The sequence below is a fragment of the Pseudomonas sp. 01L34 genome, from assembly GCF_056400265.1.
Genome location: NZ_JBFTSX010000010.1, coordinates 55,331 through 68,929, shown reverse-complemented (window position 1 = coordinate 68,929; position 13,599 = coordinate 55,331). Strand labels below are relative to the sequence as shown.

Here is a 13,599-nt window from a genome sequence, read left to right as displayed (position 1 = left end):
CAAGGAGAACTACAACCCCGCAGCGTCGATATCGATGAGCAGTAGCCGTTCGCCGTTATCGAAAAACTGCCCCGCAGTGAGGCAGTACTGATTGCTGGTGGCGTCGCGGTAAGTGTTGGAAAGCGTCAGACGGCGCTCATCCCAACCCTCGGCCAGCAAGTGATAGAAATAGGGGCGCCATGACCAGTTATGACCCAGGTAGCGGTTATCGGCTTCCCAGCCGTTGTTGCGCCATTCCAGGTTGGGGGTCAGTTGCGTGCCGTGGCGGTCGCACTGATAAAAACGCAACAGCCAGGGAAACGCTTCCAGCTGCGGCAAGGCGCTGAGGGGCGCGCTGGCTTGAGCCCAGGCTTGCAGGATGGTCATCAGTTCGCTGAGTTGCTGGCGCATGATCATCAGGCGAGCGCGTTCAGTCAGCTTTTGCTGAACGTAACGCTGGCGCAGTTGCGCGAAGCGCTCGACAAAGGCGTCGGTGGCGAAGAAATCCGCTTGCGCTCGGGCGAACAGAAAGCCTTGTACGTAGCGTGAGCCGCACTCCAGGGCAAAATTCAGTTGAGCTTCGGTTTCCACGCCTTCGGCGATGATCCAGCAACCGGTTTTTTCTGCCATTTGCGCCAGTGCCTTGACCACATCGCTGCTGGGACCGCCCAGTGCGGCGGCCTGGAACAACCGCATGTCGAGCTTGAGAATGTCCGGTTGCAGGGCCAGCACGCGATCGAGTTGAGAGTAACCGGCACCGAAATCATCGATGGCGATCCGCGCCCCGGCTTGCCGGTAGCGGGCCACGACTTCAGCCAGACGCTGGCTGTCGCCGCCCAATTCGGTGATCTCGAAGACGATTCGCTGTGCATCGACACCATGCCTACTCAGTTGCTTGAGGCTCGGCAGTGCCTGGTCCCGGCGCAAGCGGCTGATCCAGCGGGGTGAGATGTTCAGGCTGAGAAACCAGTCCGCGGGCGCTTCGTGCAGACGGCTCAGGGCGTTGTCGCGAATCTGGCGATCGAGACGTCGCAGGGCGATGGCCGGGGTTCGCGGATCGGCGAACAGCGCACCTACCGAGATCAGTTGACCATCGGCCTGGCGCAGTCGGCCCAGCGCTTCGACACCCGCGATACGGCCTGTGGCGGTATCGATGAATGGCTGAAAACAGGCGAGCGGTTGCCCGTCGATCACGAGGCCTCCTTATTAAGGTGTTGTTCTGGATAAATACCTGGTCCCAGGTAGGCACGCAGGATCAACCTCTCGATAAAGAGGTTGATCCTGGTGGTATTGCAAGAATGCAGCCAGACAAGACTGATTAGTGTTTGCGCGAAGCGCTCTGCATGACCAGCTTGATCAGCGGCCCTAGTGCGGCGCCCAGGCTAACCAGCTTGGTCAGGCTGCCGATACTGCCGCCCTTGGCACCCTTGCCGGTCAGAAAACCCAACCCGATCACGGCGGCGATGCCCCAGAGCGGGGCGTGTTTGATGCCGAAGCCGTCTTGCAGGCTTTGTGTCATGCCGCGCACCCGTTGCAGGGGCTGCAGCAGTTGTTGGGATTCGTGGCGAATTTCCTGGCGATGCATTTCCATGCGCAGACGGATCAGTGCCTTGCGCATTTCCGTTCGCGAACTATTGCGGGGAAGTTCAGGCATGCTCATGGCAACAGACGCTCCCGATCATTGGCCAGCTCCTCGAGGGTGCCATGGAAGGGTGAGGATTCATCGAAAATCGCCGCCCTCAAGCGCATCGCGCAGAACAACGTAGCGAGGGTGTAGAACACACAGAGCCCGATGATCGCCGCCAGGCGATAGGTGTCCCAGAACAGGATCAACACCAGCGTCGACAACCCCACCAGCAACAACAAGGCAAAGACCAGCGTCAGGCCTGCAAACAGCAACAGGCTTACGGTACGTGCTTTTTGCTCCTGCAGTTCGATGCCGAACAGTTCGACATGGCTATGCAGCAATCCAAGAAACGCGGCACCCAGGCGCCGCGATGAAGAGCGGGTGCCCGTCGCGGACGAGCCGGATTCATCGATTGCCATATTAGCGCCGAGTAGCCAGCAGACCAATCAGGAAACCCACGCCGGCTGCAATCCCGACCGATTGCCATGGGTTGGCCTGGACGTAATCTTCCGTGGCGGCGACAGCCGCTTTGCCGCGCTCTTGCAGGGCGTCTTCGGTCAGCCTCAGGGTTTCCCGGGCACGCAGCAGGCTGTCGCGGATCTGTTCGCGCAGCTCATCGGCCTGATCACCGGCCAGGGACGCGGTGTGTTCCAGCAACCGTTCGGTATCGCTGACCAGTGTCTGAAAATCTTCCATCAGAATTTCTTGAGCAGTCTTTGCCTTGGTGCGTGCCATTGGTGATCTCCGTAAGTGGCTTCTGAAGCGTTCGAGTATGAGCCTTGCGCGAAGGTTCAGTACAAATGACTGGTACATCTTTTGCTACGTCGTGGTGCGTCAGCCGGCGCTATTGCGCTGTTGCCGGGCATGATTTCAGGAAAACCCTAACTCAAACAATCAAAACTCGCGCAGAGGCGGCGGTCTTGTGCGCCAAAGCGGTTCATCCGGATCAGCGTTGCGGTCTGGATTGGCTGCAACTTGGTGCGCCGACCATCTGCGCGAACTGCTTTGGTGCTTTTTTCAGCCTTCAGGTCTGCCAATCCATGGAAAATCTGCAAAGTGCTGTGGACAGTCTGGTCCATAGCTCCAACACGTTGTTCATCCTTATCGGTGCGGTCATGGTTCTGGCCATGCACGCCGGTTTCGCCTTTCTTGAGGTCGGCACGGTTCGCCAAAAGAATCAGGTCAACGCCTTGTCGAAGATCCTCAGTGACTTCGCCATTTCGACCCTGGCCTACTTCTTTATAGGCTATTGGATTTCCTATGGGGTCAGTTTTATGCAACCGGCGGCGGTGATCACCGCCGACCATGGCTATGGGTTGGTGAAGTTTTTCTTTCTGCTGACCTTTGCCGCGGCGATACCGGCGATCATTTCCGGAGGCATCGCCGAGCGCGCCCGGTTCGTCCCGCAGTTGTGCGCGACGGCGCTGATCGTGGCGTTTATCTACCCCTTCTTCGAGGGCGTGGTCTGGAACGGCAACTTCGGCCTGCAAGCCTGGTTGCTGGCACGTTTCGGCGCCAGTTTCCATGACTTCGCCGGCTCCGTGGTGGTTCACGCCATGGGCGGCTGGCTGGCACTCGCGGCGGTGTTGCTGCTGGGGCCTAGGCAAGGTCGTTATCGCGACGGGCGACTGGTGGCATTCGCGCCGTCGAGCATTCCCTTCCTGGCGTTGGGGTCGTGGATCCTGATCGTCGGCTGGTTCGGTTTCAACGTGATGAGCGCCCAGACCCTGCAAGGGGTCAGCGGGCTGGTGGCGGTGAATTCGTTGATGGCCATGGTCGGCGGCACGGTGGCGGCGTTGATCGTCGGGCGCAATGACCCGGGCTTCCTGCATAACGGCCCGTTGGCTGGATTGGTGGCGATCTGCGCCGGCTCGGATCTGATGCACCCGGTGGGCGCATTGGTGACCGGCGCCATCGCCGGGGGCCTGTTTGTCTGGTGCTTTACCGCGGCTCAAGGCAAATGGCGTATCGACGATGTGCTGGGTGTCTGGCCTTTGCATGGGCTGTGTGGTGTCTGGGGCGGGATCGCTTGCGGCGTTTTCGGGCAAACCGCTTTGGGTGGATTGGGGGGCGTGAGCCTGATCAGCCAGTTGATCGGCACCTCTTTGGGTGTAGTCGTGGCGCTGGCCGGTGGTTTTGCCGTGTATGGCGCGATCAAGGCCGTCCATGGCTTGCGCCTGAGCCAGGAAGAAGAGTATTACGGCGCGGATTTGTCGGTGCACAAGATCGGCGCCATGAGCCAGGACTGAATCAGCGTTCCTCATCGTCGGCGCCAGGGTAAAAATCGTGCAGCAGGCGATAGCGGTCATGCCGTACCTGGTCGACCCGGTCCTGCACCTGCTGGCCGGGTATGCCCAGCATGATCAGCGCGTGGGAGGCGAGCATCAGGCTGGACTCCAGCAACTCGGGTACGACTTCGCTGGCACCGGCCGCCTTCAACTCGGCCAACTGGCTGTCATCCCGGGTGCGCACCAGGATCGGCACGGTCGGGTTGAACCGCCGTGCTTCCTTGAGAATCAGCAGGGCGATGTCCGTCTTGTCCACGGCAACCACCAACAGTCTTGCGCGCTCCAGCCCTATCGCGATCAGCAGCTCGCCGCGGCGTGAGTCGCCATAGTGCACACTGCTTTCATTGACCACAGCTTCCTGGACCCGCACCGGATCGGTGTCCAACGCGATGTACGGTTGCTGAACATGACGCAGGAAACGCCCGATGGATTGACCGACGCGGCCGTAGCCACAGATCACCACGTGATTGTGCAGGCCGGCATTGAGCGCGCTGATTTCTTCGAGTTCGGCTGCTTTGTTGGGTTTGCGGTGCAGACGCATGGCGATGCGGGGAGCAGCGCGCAGAAGTAAAGGCGTTACCAGCATTGAGCAGAACGTGGCCGCCAGCAGCAGGCCGCCGAGGTCGGCGGGCATCAGTTTGTTCTGTTGCATCTGCGCCATCAGGGCAAAACAGAACTCACCCCCCTGGGCCAATGCCAGGCCGCTGCGCCATGCAGTTTCGCCATCGCTGCCGCGCCATTTGACCAGCAGTGCGACCAGGGTGCCCTTGATCAGCAGCAACCCCAACGTCAGACCGAGAATCAGCAGGCCGTGGCTGGCAAACAGGCGCAAGTCGATCAGCATGCCGATACTGACGAAGAATACTCCGAGCAGAATATCGCGGAACGGACGGATATCGGCCTCGATCTGATGTCGGTAATGGCTTTCCCCCAGCAGCATGCCGGCGAGAAAGGCGCCCAGGGCAGGAGAGAGGCCGAGCAGGTGAGTCAGCCAGGCCGTCAGCAGAACAATCACCAGTGCCAACAGCACGAACAGCTCCGCGGACCGGGCCGCGGCGACTTCATGGAACAGCCGTGGCAGAAACCAGCGACTGACCAGCAGCAAACCGACGAACAGCACCAGGGTCTTGGCCAGCGTCAGCGGCAGCGCCCAATACCAGGCCTGGTCACTGCTGCCGGCGAACACCGGCACAAGCGTCAGCAGCAACACCGCAACCACGTCCTGGAACAACAGCACGGCGATGGCATTCTGGCCGTGATGGCTGAATATTTCGCCGAGGCTGCTCAACTCCTTGCTGACAATGGCGGTAGACGACAGCGCCAGACCGGCGCCGAGTAACAGGGCTGGTGTGATCGGCATGCCGAACAGCATCAGCAATGCTCCCAGCAAGATTCCGGACCCCAGCACTTGCAGGCTGCCCAGGCCAAACACCACCTGGCGCAGTGCGAGCATCTTCGACAGGGAAAACTCAAGCCCCAGGGAGAACAGCAGGAACACCACGCCCAATTCGGCCAGATCGGGCAAATCTTCGTTTTCATTCACCCAGTTGAACGCTGTCGGCCCGATCATCAGCCCTACGCACAAGTAGCCCAGCACCGGTGGCAAACGCAGGCGCTGGAACAGTGCAATCACCACCAGGGAGGAGGCGAGGATGATCAACAAGTTGGCAAACACAAAAAACTCCGGTGAGGGTTCTGGCTACTCAAGCGTAGAGGCAAAAAAGACGCGAGCATTGCGCAAATGACCGGCGACGCAAATGATTTGCGTCAGAGTTTTGCTGAAATCTCTTGAAGTCACCGTTGCTCGGACGTCGGCTCGACTGCGTTTGATGGCGGGCCTAGAATGAGCGCTTACTTCGTTTGGTCTTGTCGTCATGCCTCCTGAATGTCAGCTGTTCGGCACCGTTGGTTGCCATCTTTGTGAAGTCGCCGAAGCCATGCTGATGGAGTTTGTCGAGCGTGGTCTGTTGGTGGAGCTGGTGGATATCGCTGATGATGAAACCTGGTTCGAAGCCTACAGCCTGCGTATTCCGGTGTTGCGTCGGGTCGATACCGGCGCTGAACTGGGCTGGCCGTTTAGTGCCGAGCAGGTGGTGGCGTTCCTGCGCGAGTCCTGACACTGCTGGCGATGCCCCACCTGTCGCGATCCTCGTTTCATTCGTTGGCGAAAGGTTGGTTATTCGGTTACTGTATGTCTATACAGTTATTCGGATTGCCTGCCATGCTTCTCCCTGTTCGGGTTTGGGCAGATGATCCCGGACGTCAGAGGGATGAAATGTGGTCAATGTCGAACAATTGAAGAACAGCGTGAACCGGATGTCGGCGGACGTGGTGCGCGAGGCGGTTCTCGAGTTGCGTCTGGATGGTCTGGTCACGGAAGGAAAAACGCCTTTCAACAAACTGCATTTCAATACCTGTTTCGCCGAAATCGAAGCCTTGTTTCAGCGTGCGGGTTATCACCGGCAGCTCGATGTCGTGGGCTATCAGGGGTTGTTGTATGCGCTCTATGATCCGGGTCGCTGGGAAGCGGTCGATGTGCTGCGCTGGCTCAAGGAGTTCACCGAAGCGGCCGCTCGAACGCAGTCAATACCGGCCTGAGGATTCTCTTCTAGGTTCGTTCCGGCCACTGTTGGATAATGCTGCCCTGCATTGAGGGTTAGAGTTTTTCGTATGTCCACTTCATCGTTTTCTGCTGCGCACAACCAGGCCAGCACGCTCTATCTGCCGCCTGGTCCGTGGCAGACCGTATTCGATTGCCTGTGCGAACACTTCAGCGCCATCGGTCGTGAGCAATGGCTGGACAGAATTGCTCGCGGTCGTGTCCTCGATGGACAAGGCATGCCGATCGCCCTGGATCTGCCTTACAAGGAAGGTCTGCGGATTCATTATTTTCGTGAAGTACCGGACGAAAAACCGATCCCGGTGGTGGAGTCGATCCTCTATGCCGACGAGCATCTGGTGGTGGCGGACAAACCGCACTTCCTGCCGGTGACGCCGGCTGGGGAGTATGTGGAGCAGACATTGCTGCGACGACTGATCCGGCGACTGGATAACCCGCATCTGGTGCCTTTGCATCGTATTGACCGGCATACGGCAGGGCTGGTGCTGTTCTCAGCCAATCCTCAGAGTCGGTCGGCGTATCAGACATTGTTTCCTACACGCCAGATCGAAAAACGCTACGAAGCAATCGCCCGGGCATTGCCTGAACTGACCTTCCCGATGGTTCATAAAAGTCGACTCATCGATGGCGAACCGTTCTTTCGCATGCAGGAAGGTCCGGGCGTCAGCAATACCGAGACGGCTGTCGAGGTCCGGGAAAAAAACGGTGAGTTCTGGCGCTATGCGCTTTACCCGGTAACAGGCAAGAAACATCAGTTGCGAGTGCACATGGCGGCCCTGGGGGCTGGTATCTGCAATGACCCGTTCTATCCGCAGGTGCTCAAGGATGTTGAAGACGACTATGCCAATCCCTTGAAGCTGCTGGCCCAGGGGTTGCGATTTGTCGATCCGGTTACGGGGCAGGAAAGAGAGTTCGAAAGCACAATCACTCTGGAGTGGTGATCATAGGCGATCCTGTTTTTCTTCTGTCACGAAAAAGCCCGCTTTAAAAGCGGGCTTTTCTGTATCCGATGGTCGCCGCAAAGATTACAACTCTTTAACGGTACGAATCTGATCCTTGTTGATGCGGGTGTGCTTGCCATCCAGCTGTTCGAACTCGTAAAAGCCCGATTCTTTATCGTACTTAGGCGCGTCGACGGCCTGGATTTCTCGACCGTCATTCAAGGTGATCACTGAAGGCGATGCACAACCGGCGAGGGTCGCAAGGCCCAGGGCGAGCATGAAAGTGGCGAGGGTCCGTTGGGTCATGGGTGTGTCTCCGAATGGAAAATCTTTTGATTGCTGAGCTTGAGACGTATGCAACACGTGCAAGTTCCTTCAATTATCAGTCTGACACAGTGTGATGCGTGCTTAACAGTTCCGGCGTGTTGAGGTTGGCCAGGCGAGAGTCGTTCTCGGGGCACTGCAGGGCCATGGCGCCCAATTTGCGCATCAGTCTGCCCGGGCTGCGCTCGCCTTCGTTCCAGGCCGTCTCGAAAGCCCCTGAAAGAGCGACGGGAATCATGCACAGCAAAGGTTCCCAGTGTTCTCCATGGCGTAGCATCAGCGGTTTGTCCGGATGCTGCGCGGCAGTTTCACGCATGTTCTGGAGCAGCGCCGCATCGATGCATGGCACATCGCAGGGCAATACCAGCAGGTGCGTGTGGCGGGCGGCCTTCAGGCCAGCGCGAATACCCGCCAATGGTCCCGGAAAGTCGCCTTCATCGTCATGGACCAGCTGATCCGCATAAGGCGCATATTTCTCCAGGTTTCTGTTGCAGGAGATGATCAGATCATCACTCAGCAGACGGGTCTTGCGGTGCAGATGCGCGATCAGTGGCTCGCCGTGCCATTCCAGCAAACCCTTGTCCTGACCGCCCATGCGTTGGCCACGCCCACCCGCCAGGAGCAAAATGGAGCACGGCGCCAAAGGTGTATCCGAGGTCATTGCACTTCTCCATGGGGGCGGCGAAAAAATGAGGCGCTGTGATATAACACCGGGCTGTTTCTCCTACAACTGGACGAGCCTATGAAAGCCAAGGCTGATGTACCTTTCGCACCGCTCAACATCGCGGTGCTGACTGTCAGCGATACCCGTACCCTGGAAACCGACACCTCAGGCCAGGTCTTCGTCGACCGCTTGAGCGCTGCCGGTCATAACCTGGCGGCCCGTGTATTGCTCAAAGATGATCTCTACAAAATTCGTGCGCAAGTGGCCAACTGGATTGCCGATGAAGTCGTGCAAGTGGTGCTGATCACTGGCGGTACCGGGTTTACCGGTCGTGACAGCACGCCTGAAGCGGTGAGTTGCCTGCTGGATAAGCAGGTCGATGGTTTTGGTGAACTGTTCCGGCAGATATCGGTGGCGGATATCGGTACTTCCACGGTTCAGTCCCGGGCCTTGGCCGGTCTGGCCAATGGCACGCTGGTTTGCTGCTTGCCGGGTTCGACCAATGCGGTGCGCACCGGTTGGGACGGTATTCTCGCCGAACAACTGGATTCCCGGCACCGTCCGTGCAATTTCGTGACTCATCTGAAACAGGCGGCACCCTGTGAATCCCGCGGGTAAGCCAGGCAAGACTGGCAGCCTGATGGCTGTCGAGGTAGCGCTCGCGCGGCTACTGGAAATGGCCGACGCCTCGAGAATTCATGAGCACCAACGCTTGCCGTTGGCGCAGGTTCAGGGGCGTGTACTGGCTGCTGATCTGGTTTCGACACTTGATCTGCCGCCTTGGCCCAACAGTGCCATGGATGGGTATGCCTTGCGCGTCGCCGACTGGACGGGAGAACCGTTGCCGGTCAGCCAGAAGATTTTTGCAGGTCAGGCTCCGGAGCCCTTGAAGCCTGGGACCTGTGCGCGGATCTTCACCGGCGCGCCTGTGCCCGCGGGTGCTGACTGTGTCGAGATGCAGGAGAACGCCGAGGTTCAGGCGGATGAGCGGGTACGTTTCACCGAGACCATGACGCCGGGGCAGAACATCCGTCCACAAGGCCAGGAAACCACCGCCGGTGAGTTGATCTTGCCCGCCGGTACACGCCTGGGGCCCATCGAACAGGGGCTGGCGGCATCGTTGGGATGCGCTGAATTGGATGTGGTTCGCAAGGTTCGTGTTGCGGTTTTGTCTACCGGGGATGAGCTGATTGAGCCGGGCCAGGCCCTTGGACCGGGACAGATCTACAACAGCAATCGAGTGTTGCTTTGCAGCTGGTTGCAGCGCTTGGGCTGTGAGGTGATCGATGCTGGCATTCTTCCCGATGATTTAGCGACCACTCGTGCCCGTCTCGGCGAGTTGAAGGATGTCGACCTGATTCTCTCCACCGGTGGCGTATCGGTGGGAGAAGCCGACTTTCTGGGCATTGCCTTGCGGGAAGAGGGCGAGTTGACCCTGTGGAAGCTTGCCATCAAGCCAGGCAAGCCGCTGACGTTCGGGCATTTTCGCGGTGTGCCTGTCATTGGTTTGCCCGGCAATCCGGCGTCAACCCTGGTGACTTTTGCTTTGTTGGCAAGGCCCTACCTCTTGCGCCGCCAAGGCGTAAAAGAGATCGAACCCCTGAAGTTTCAGGTACCGGCAGGGTTTGTCTGGCCAAAGGCTGGTAACCGACGTGAGTACTTGCGCGGACGTCTGGAGAATGGCCGGGCAATCATCTACAGGAATCAGAGCTCTGGCGTACTGCGCAGTGCCGCCTGGGCGGACGGTCTGGTTGAAGTGCTGGAGGACCGTACACTGATCGAGGGTGATAGTGTGAGCTTCATCCCGTTGAGTGAAGTCCTGGGCTGATGCAGGTCCTGGTTCTGCCACGCAAGCCCGGTCGAAAGCGTTGGGGCTTGCGTGCATGACCGTTCCTTAATTTGCCAGAAGTGTCACGACCTGGTCGAAGCGACTATTGGAGATCCAGCTCAAAAGCCCCAGGACCACAGCTGTTCCGCCAGCTGAATAGGCAAGCCTGTGCTTGATGGATTTGACGTCGCCGCGGACTTCATCCAGGTCTCTGCGGATGTACTTGAGATGTGTCTCCAGTTCAGTGACGCGAGGTTCCATATCAACTTCTCCGGTGGGCTTTGCGCTGCTTTTGAATTCAGCCTGCTGATTGACGTGATTGTCTGAGAACGGCGTAACCGGAGTTGCCGGTAGTCTGAGGTCATGGCTTTGCATGGAATAATTGGCTCCTTGCGTTAAAACCATTCAGGTGGCCGATACGGTTATTACTTACGATTTTTGAGGACCTTAAAGGGGTTCCATTCATTGTTTGCACATCCCTGTGTAATTTACTGGTGATGACTGATAACCGCTGACACAACGGTGTACCAATTGCCCTGATGGGTCAATTGAGCCGATTCCTCAGGTTTTGTAAGAAAAAATACCGCTCTGTAGGACTCAAGTGTCCTTCCCCAGGAAATAATTGAAATCCTTGCGACTTTTATGAGGGGCTGCGAGGTCAACATCTCCCATACGGATTCGGAAAGGGGGGTGATCAAAATGAACGAGCGCAAGGCGCTGTTGATTCTGCATGGCAAGCAGGCACTCAATGAGCAGGTCCGTTCAGCTGTCGAAGGCAAGCGCCAACAAGGTTGGGAACTGGCTGTTCGACTGACCTGGGAGGCTGGTGATGCGCAGCGGCTGGTGGGGGAAGCGTTGACGGCGGGCTATACGCAGCTGATTGCCGGCGGCGGCGATGGCACCTTGCGTGATATCGCCGAAGCCATGGCGGCGCATTCGACTCAGGCCAGCCTGGTGCTTTTGCCCTTGGGCACCGCCAACGATTTTGCACGCGCCGCGGGTGTGCCCCTGGAGCCCGCTCAAGCGCTGGAGCTTTTGGAGGCCGCCCCGCATGCCATTGATCTGGGGGAGGTGGGTGGGCAGGTTTTTCTGAACATGGCCACGGGCGGCTTTGGCAGTCAGGTCACGGCCAATACTTCCGAGGAACTGAAAAAAGTTCTTGGCGGCGCGGCTTATCTCTTCACCGGTTTATCGCGCTTCAGTGAGTTGCATGCGGCCTATGGCGAGTTGCAGGGGCCGGATTTTCACTGGGCCGGTGAGTTGTTGGCATTAGGCATCGGCAATGGCCGACAGGCTGGCGGTGGTCATATGTTGTGCCCGCAGGCGCTGGCTGACGATGGTCTACTGGATATCAGCATTTTGCCCGCGCCCCAGGAAGTGGTCGGTACCTTGAAAGACCTGCTGACCGATGGCTTCGGAATCGACAACATGTTTGTGCGAGCCCGCTTGCCATGGGTCGAGATCAAAGTATCGGAGGGCCTTTATATCAACCTTGATGGTGAGCCTCTGGAGGGCGATAGCCTGCGGTTTTCGGCACGGCCGGCGGCATTGCGGGTGCATTTGCCCGAGGGCTCGCCGCTGCTGAGCGGCTCGAATCCGGCTAATCGTCCAGACTGATGATTTGCTCGCGCACGGCGAACAACACCAGGCCGGCCACATCGTAGATCTGCAAGCGTTTCATGATCTGCGAGCGGTGGGTTTCGACAGTCTTGATGCTCAGGCCCAAGCCATTGGCAATTTCCCGGGTGGATTTTCCGCGAACAATCAATCGCAGGATTTCCAGCTGGCGTGCCGTCAGGTTGTGCGAGTCCTGGGTTGGCGCCTGATTTTTCTGGGTTCGGGTCAGCGCCTGGTTGATGACGGTGTGGGCAATGGCCGGGCTCAGGTAGCGTTCGTTATTGCGCAAGGCGTCCAGGGCATGTTCGAGCTCGGTGGCCGTGGTGTCTTTGAGCAGGTAGCCATGAGCCCCGGATTCGAGTGCTTGCATGATGAGCGCCGGGTCGGTGTGCATCGACAGGATGAGCACTTTGCACTGCGGACGTACTCGTTTGAGTCGCTGCAAGGCTTCAAGGCCACCGGTTTTCCTCATGGAGATATCCAGCAGGATGATGTCCGGGGACAGTTGCTCGACCATCTCGAGTAACTGCGAGCCGTCACTGGCCTCCCCAATGACCGCATAGCCGGGAATATCCAGCACCAGAGCGCGCACGCCAGCCCTGATAAGCGAGTGGTCGTCCACCAGAAGTAAGTTACAAGTCAACGCATAACCTTATTCGTACTGGCCCGTTCCAGCGCACGGGGCGCCCAGGGGAAGAGTGCTTCGATTTGAGTGCCTTTGCCCGGCTCGCTGGTCACGGTCAGCGTGCCGCCCAACTGATCGATCCGTTCCGACATTCCGGCCATTCCGCGTTGCCCCTCGCGAGCAGGGTCTGCCGCTGGCTCGAACCCCAGGCCATCGTCACTGATTAACAACGTCAGGCCTTGGGGCAGACGTTGCAGGCGGACCAACAGATTCCTGGCTTCGGCATGGCGCAGCATATTGGTAACCGCCTCTTGAGTGATGCGAAAGGCCGCCACCGCCATTTCTTCCGGTATGCCAGTCAAACGTTGATGGCATTCCAGGCTCCAGTTCACGGACGTATTGGCCAGGGTTCTGAGTAAATGCGCACGCAGACTGGCTTCCAGTCCGAGACTGGTCAACTGTCGTGGGTTCAGGATGGCTGATACATCACGAACTTTGGTCAGGGTTTCGTCCAGCGTATCGCAGAGGACCGAACATTGACCCTGCAGTTCTTCAGGCAATCGACGTTTGAGCCATTCACTCTGAAGTTTTGCGGCGGTCAGCAATTGGCCAATATCATCATGCAGTTCCCGACTGAGCCGGTGACGTTCATTTTCCTGAACTTCCAGCAGACGGTCGGCCAATTCTTGAGGCTGAAACTTTATCGATTTGAGCGAGAGGCGATGTCCCACCCAGACGCAGGTCAGCGCCGCAGTATTGAGCACCAGCAGACTCACCGGCAGAGGCATCGACAAGCTGTAGACCAACAGGCTGCCAAGCGCCGAGCAGGTGCACACGAAAAGCGTGAACCGGCGCGCGCTTTTTCGGGAGGGTGGCCACAGGGCGATTGACTTGAGGCTGGCGTACATAGCGGATGGAGCCAATGGATGTTCGCTGCGGGCAGACCGGTCATAAGGGCCGACGGGTCTCTGTTTGAAAATAGGTTGTATGAGTCGCCTTTAATGATGGCAGTGCAATGCTCGAAATAAAGCCTTCAATGTTATGAGCTTGTTCGCGCCAAGGGTCACTCTGTCATTAATTGACGTC

At 58.3% G+C, this 13,599-nt stretch carries 17 protein-coding genes; 7 read left to right on the top strand and 10 right to left on the bottom strand.

Annotated features, from left to right (window positions below; translation table 11 throughout):
• Window positions 1–9 precede the first annotated feature (9 nt).
• The 4 genes from AC1DQM_RS26655 to AC1DQM_RS26640 all read right to left on the bottom strand — a co-directional run bounded on the left by AC1DQM_RS26655 (window position 10) and on the right by AC1DQM_RS26640 (window position 2,341).
• Window positions 10–1,173, bottom strand: coding sequence for an EAL domain-containing protein (locus AC1DQM_RS26655; protein ID WP_477747084.1), 1,164 nt, complete (start codon window positions 1,171–1,173; stop codon window positions 10–12).
• A 124-nt stretch (window positions 1,174–1,297) separates the two neighbouring features.
• Window positions 1,298–1,639: a hypothetical protein gene (locus tag AC1DQM_RS26650; protein ID WP_064616749.1), complete on the bottom strand. Its 342-nt coding sequence runs from the start codon at window positions 1,637–1,639 to the stop codon at window positions 1,298–1,300.
• Window positions 1,636–2,025, bottom strand: coding sequence for a phage holin family protein (locus AC1DQM_RS26645; protein WP_018930007.1), 390 nt, complete (start codon window positions 2,023–2,025; stop codon window positions 1,636–1,638). The genes AC1DQM_RS26650 and AC1DQM_RS26645 overlap by 4 nt, the downstream gene beginning before the upstream one ends.
• A 1-nt stretch (window position 2,026) precedes the next feature.
• A complete protein-coding gene (locus AC1DQM_RS26640; RefSeq protein WP_477747083.1) occupies window positions 2,027–2,341 on the bottom strand; it encodes an ElaB/YgaM/YqjD family protein in 315 nt (104 codons plus the stop codon).
• A 305-nt stretch (window positions 2,342–2,646) separates the two neighbouring features.
• Here AC1DQM_RS26640 and AC1DQM_RS26635 point away from each other — a divergent pair, with 305 nt between their 5' ends.
• A complete protein-coding gene (locus tag AC1DQM_RS26635) occupies window positions 2,647–3,855 on the top strand; it encodes an ammonium transporter (RefSeq protein WP_064621209.1) in 1,209 nt (402 codons plus the stop codon).
• A gap of 1 nt (window position 3,856) precedes the next feature.
• On the opposite strand, the gene AC1DQM_RS26630 is transcribed toward AC1DQM_RS26635, so the two are convergent.
• Window positions 3,857–5,569, bottom strand: a complete 1,713-nt coding sequence (locus AC1DQM_RS26630; RefSeq protein ID WP_477747082.1) for a cation:proton antiporter — start codon at window positions 5,567–5,569, stop codon at window positions 3,857–3,859.
• A 199-nt stretch (window positions 5,570–5,768) separates the two neighbouring features.
• On the opposite strand from AC1DQM_RS26630, the gene AC1DQM_RS26625 reads away from it, so the two are divergent.
• From AC1DQM_RS26625 to AC1DQM_RS26615, 3 genes are all read left to right on the top strand, one after another.
• On the top strand, window positions 5,769–6,011 hold the full coding sequence (locus AC1DQM_RS26625) for a glutaredoxin family protein (protein WP_019582515.1): 243 nt from the start codon (window positions 5,769–5,771) through the stop codon (window positions 6,009–6,011).
• A 160-nt stretch (window positions 6,012–6,171) separates the two neighbouring features.
• On the top strand, window positions 6,172–6,492 hold the full coding sequence (locus tag AC1DQM_RS26620) for a hypothetical protein (protein ID WP_007895054.1): 321 nt from the start codon (window positions 6,172–6,174) through the stop codon (window positions 6,490–6,492).
• 72 nt (window positions 6,493–6,564) lie between these two features.
• Complete coding sequence (locus AC1DQM_RS26615) at window positions 6,565–7,455, top strand: pseudouridine synthase (RefSeq protein WP_477747081.1); 891 nt, start codon at window positions 6,565–6,567, stop codon at window positions 7,453–7,455.
• Window positions 7,456–7,539: 84 nt separating this feature from the next.
• Here the strand turns inward: AC1DQM_RS26615 and AC1DQM_RS26610 are convergent, their stop codons facing one another.
• Window positions 7,540–7,761: a YgdI/YgdR family lipoprotein gene (locus tag AC1DQM_RS26610; protein WP_064616755.1), complete on the bottom strand. Its 222-nt coding sequence runs from the start codon at window positions 7,759–7,761 to the stop codon at window positions 7,540–7,542.
• A gap of 76 nt (window positions 7,762–7,837) precedes the next feature.
• Complete coding sequence (gene mobA, locus AC1DQM_RS26605; protein WP_064616757.1) at window positions 7,838–8,440, bottom strand: molybdenum cofactor guanylyltransferase MobA; 603 nt, start codon at window positions 8,438–8,440, stop codon at window positions 7,838–7,840.
• Window positions 8,441–8,521: 81 nt separating this feature from the next.
• Here mobA and moaB point away from each other — a divergent pair, with 81 nt between their 5' ends.
• Together moaB and AC1DQM_RS26595 are read left to right on the top strand one after the other, a co-directional pair.
• Complete coding sequence (gene moaB, locus AC1DQM_RS26600) at window positions 8,522–9,061, top strand: molybdenum cofactor biosynthesis protein B (RefSeq protein ID WP_007940044.1); 540 nt, start codon at window positions 8,522–8,524, stop codon at window positions 9,059–9,061.
• The gene (locus AC1DQM_RS26595; protein WP_436275221.1) at window positions 9,045–10,271 is read left to right on the top strand and encodes a molybdopterin molybdotransferase MoeA; all 1,227 of its coding nucleotides are present in this window, start codon (window positions 9,045–9,047) and stop codon (window positions 10,269–10,271) included. The genes moaB and AC1DQM_RS26595 overlap by 17 nt, the downstream gene beginning before the upstream one ends.
• A 66-nt stretch (window positions 10,272–10,337) precedes the next feature.
• On the opposite strand, the gene AC1DQM_RS26590 is transcribed toward AC1DQM_RS26595, so the two are convergent.
• A complete protein-coding gene (locus AC1DQM_RS26590) occupies window positions 10,338–10,646 on the bottom strand; it encodes a hypothetical protein (RefSeq protein ID WP_477747080.1) in 309 nt (102 codons plus the stop codon).
• Between the two features lie 324 nt (window positions 10,647–10,970).
• Here AC1DQM_RS26590 and yegS point away from each other — a divergent pair, with 324 nt between their 5' ends.
• Window positions 10,971–11,888, top strand: a complete 918-nt coding sequence (gene yegS / locus AC1DQM_RS26585) for a lipid kinase YegS (RefSeq protein WP_192351006.1) — start codon at window positions 10,971–10,973, stop codon at window positions 11,886–11,888.
• Here yegS and AC1DQM_RS26580 read toward each other — a convergent pair.
• Both AC1DQM_RS26580 and AC1DQM_RS26575 read right to left on the bottom strand, forming a co-directional pair.
• Window positions 11,872–12,531, bottom strand: a complete 660-nt coding sequence (locus AC1DQM_RS26580; protein WP_019582509.1) for a response regulator — start codon at window positions 12,529–12,531, stop codon at window positions 11,872–11,874. The two genes, yegS and AC1DQM_RS26580, sit on opposite strands and share 17 nt — an antisense overlap.
• Entirely contained in the window at window positions 12,528–13,421 is an 894-nt protein-coding gene (locus tag AC1DQM_RS26575) for a sensor histidine kinase (protein ID WP_192379618.1), read from the bottom strand. Before AC1DQM_RS26575 ends, AC1DQM_RS26580 begins: the two co-directional genes overlap by 4 nt.
• Between the last annotated feature and the right edge of the window lie 178 nt (window positions 13,422–13,599).

Excerpts from the sequence above, each read along its gene's own strand:
- AC1DQM_RS26650 (WP_064616749.1), bottom strand. The coding sequence starts at position 1,639 with ATGAGCATGCCTGAACTTCCCCGCAATAGTTCGCGAACGGAAATGCGC.
- AC1DQM_RS26645 (WP_018930007.1), bottom strand. The coding sequence starts at position 2,025 with ATGGCAATCGATGAATCCGGCTCGTCCGCGACGGGCACCCGCTCTTCA.
- AC1DQM_RS26640 (WP_477747083.1), bottom strand. The coding sequence starts at position 2,341 with ATGGCACGCACCAAGGCAAAGACTGCTCAAGAAATTCTGATGGAAGAT.
- AC1DQM_RS26635 (WP_064621209.1), top strand. The coding sequence starts at position 2,647 with ATGGAAAATCTGCAAAGTGCTGTGGACAGTCTGGTCCATAGCTCCAAC.
- AC1DQM_RS26625 (WP_019582515.1), top strand. The coding sequence starts at position 5,769 with ATGCCTCCTGAATGTCAGCTGTTCGGCACCGTTGGTTGCCATCTTTGT.
- AC1DQM_RS26615 (WP_477747081.1), top strand. The coding sequence starts at position 6,565 with ATGTCCACTTCATCGTTTTCTGCTGCGCACAACCAGGCCAGCACGCTC.
- AC1DQM_RS26610 (WP_064616755.1), bottom strand. The coding sequence starts at position 7,761 with ATGACCCAACGGACCCTCGCCACTTTCATGCTCGCCCTGGGCCTTGCG.
- mobA (WP_064616757.1), bottom strand. The coding sequence starts at position 8,440 with ATGACCTCGGATACACCTTTGGCGCCGTGCTCCATTTTGCTCCTGGCG.
- moaB (WP_007940044.1), top strand. The coding sequence starts at position 8,522 with ATGAAAGCCAAGGCTGATGTACCTTTCGCACCGCTCAACATCGCGGTG.
- AC1DQM_RS26590 (WP_477747080.1), bottom strand. The coding sequence starts at position 10,646 with ATGCAAAGCCATGACCTCAGACTACCGGCAACTCCGGTTACGCCGTTC.
- yegS (WP_192351006.1), top strand. The coding sequence starts at position 10,971 with ATGAACGAGCGCAAGGCGCTGTTGATTCTGCATGGCAAGCAGGCACTC.
- AC1DQM_RS26575 (WP_192379618.1), bottom strand. The coding sequence starts at position 13,421 with ATGTACGCCAGCCTCAAGTCAATCGCCCTGTGGCCACCCTCCCGAAAA.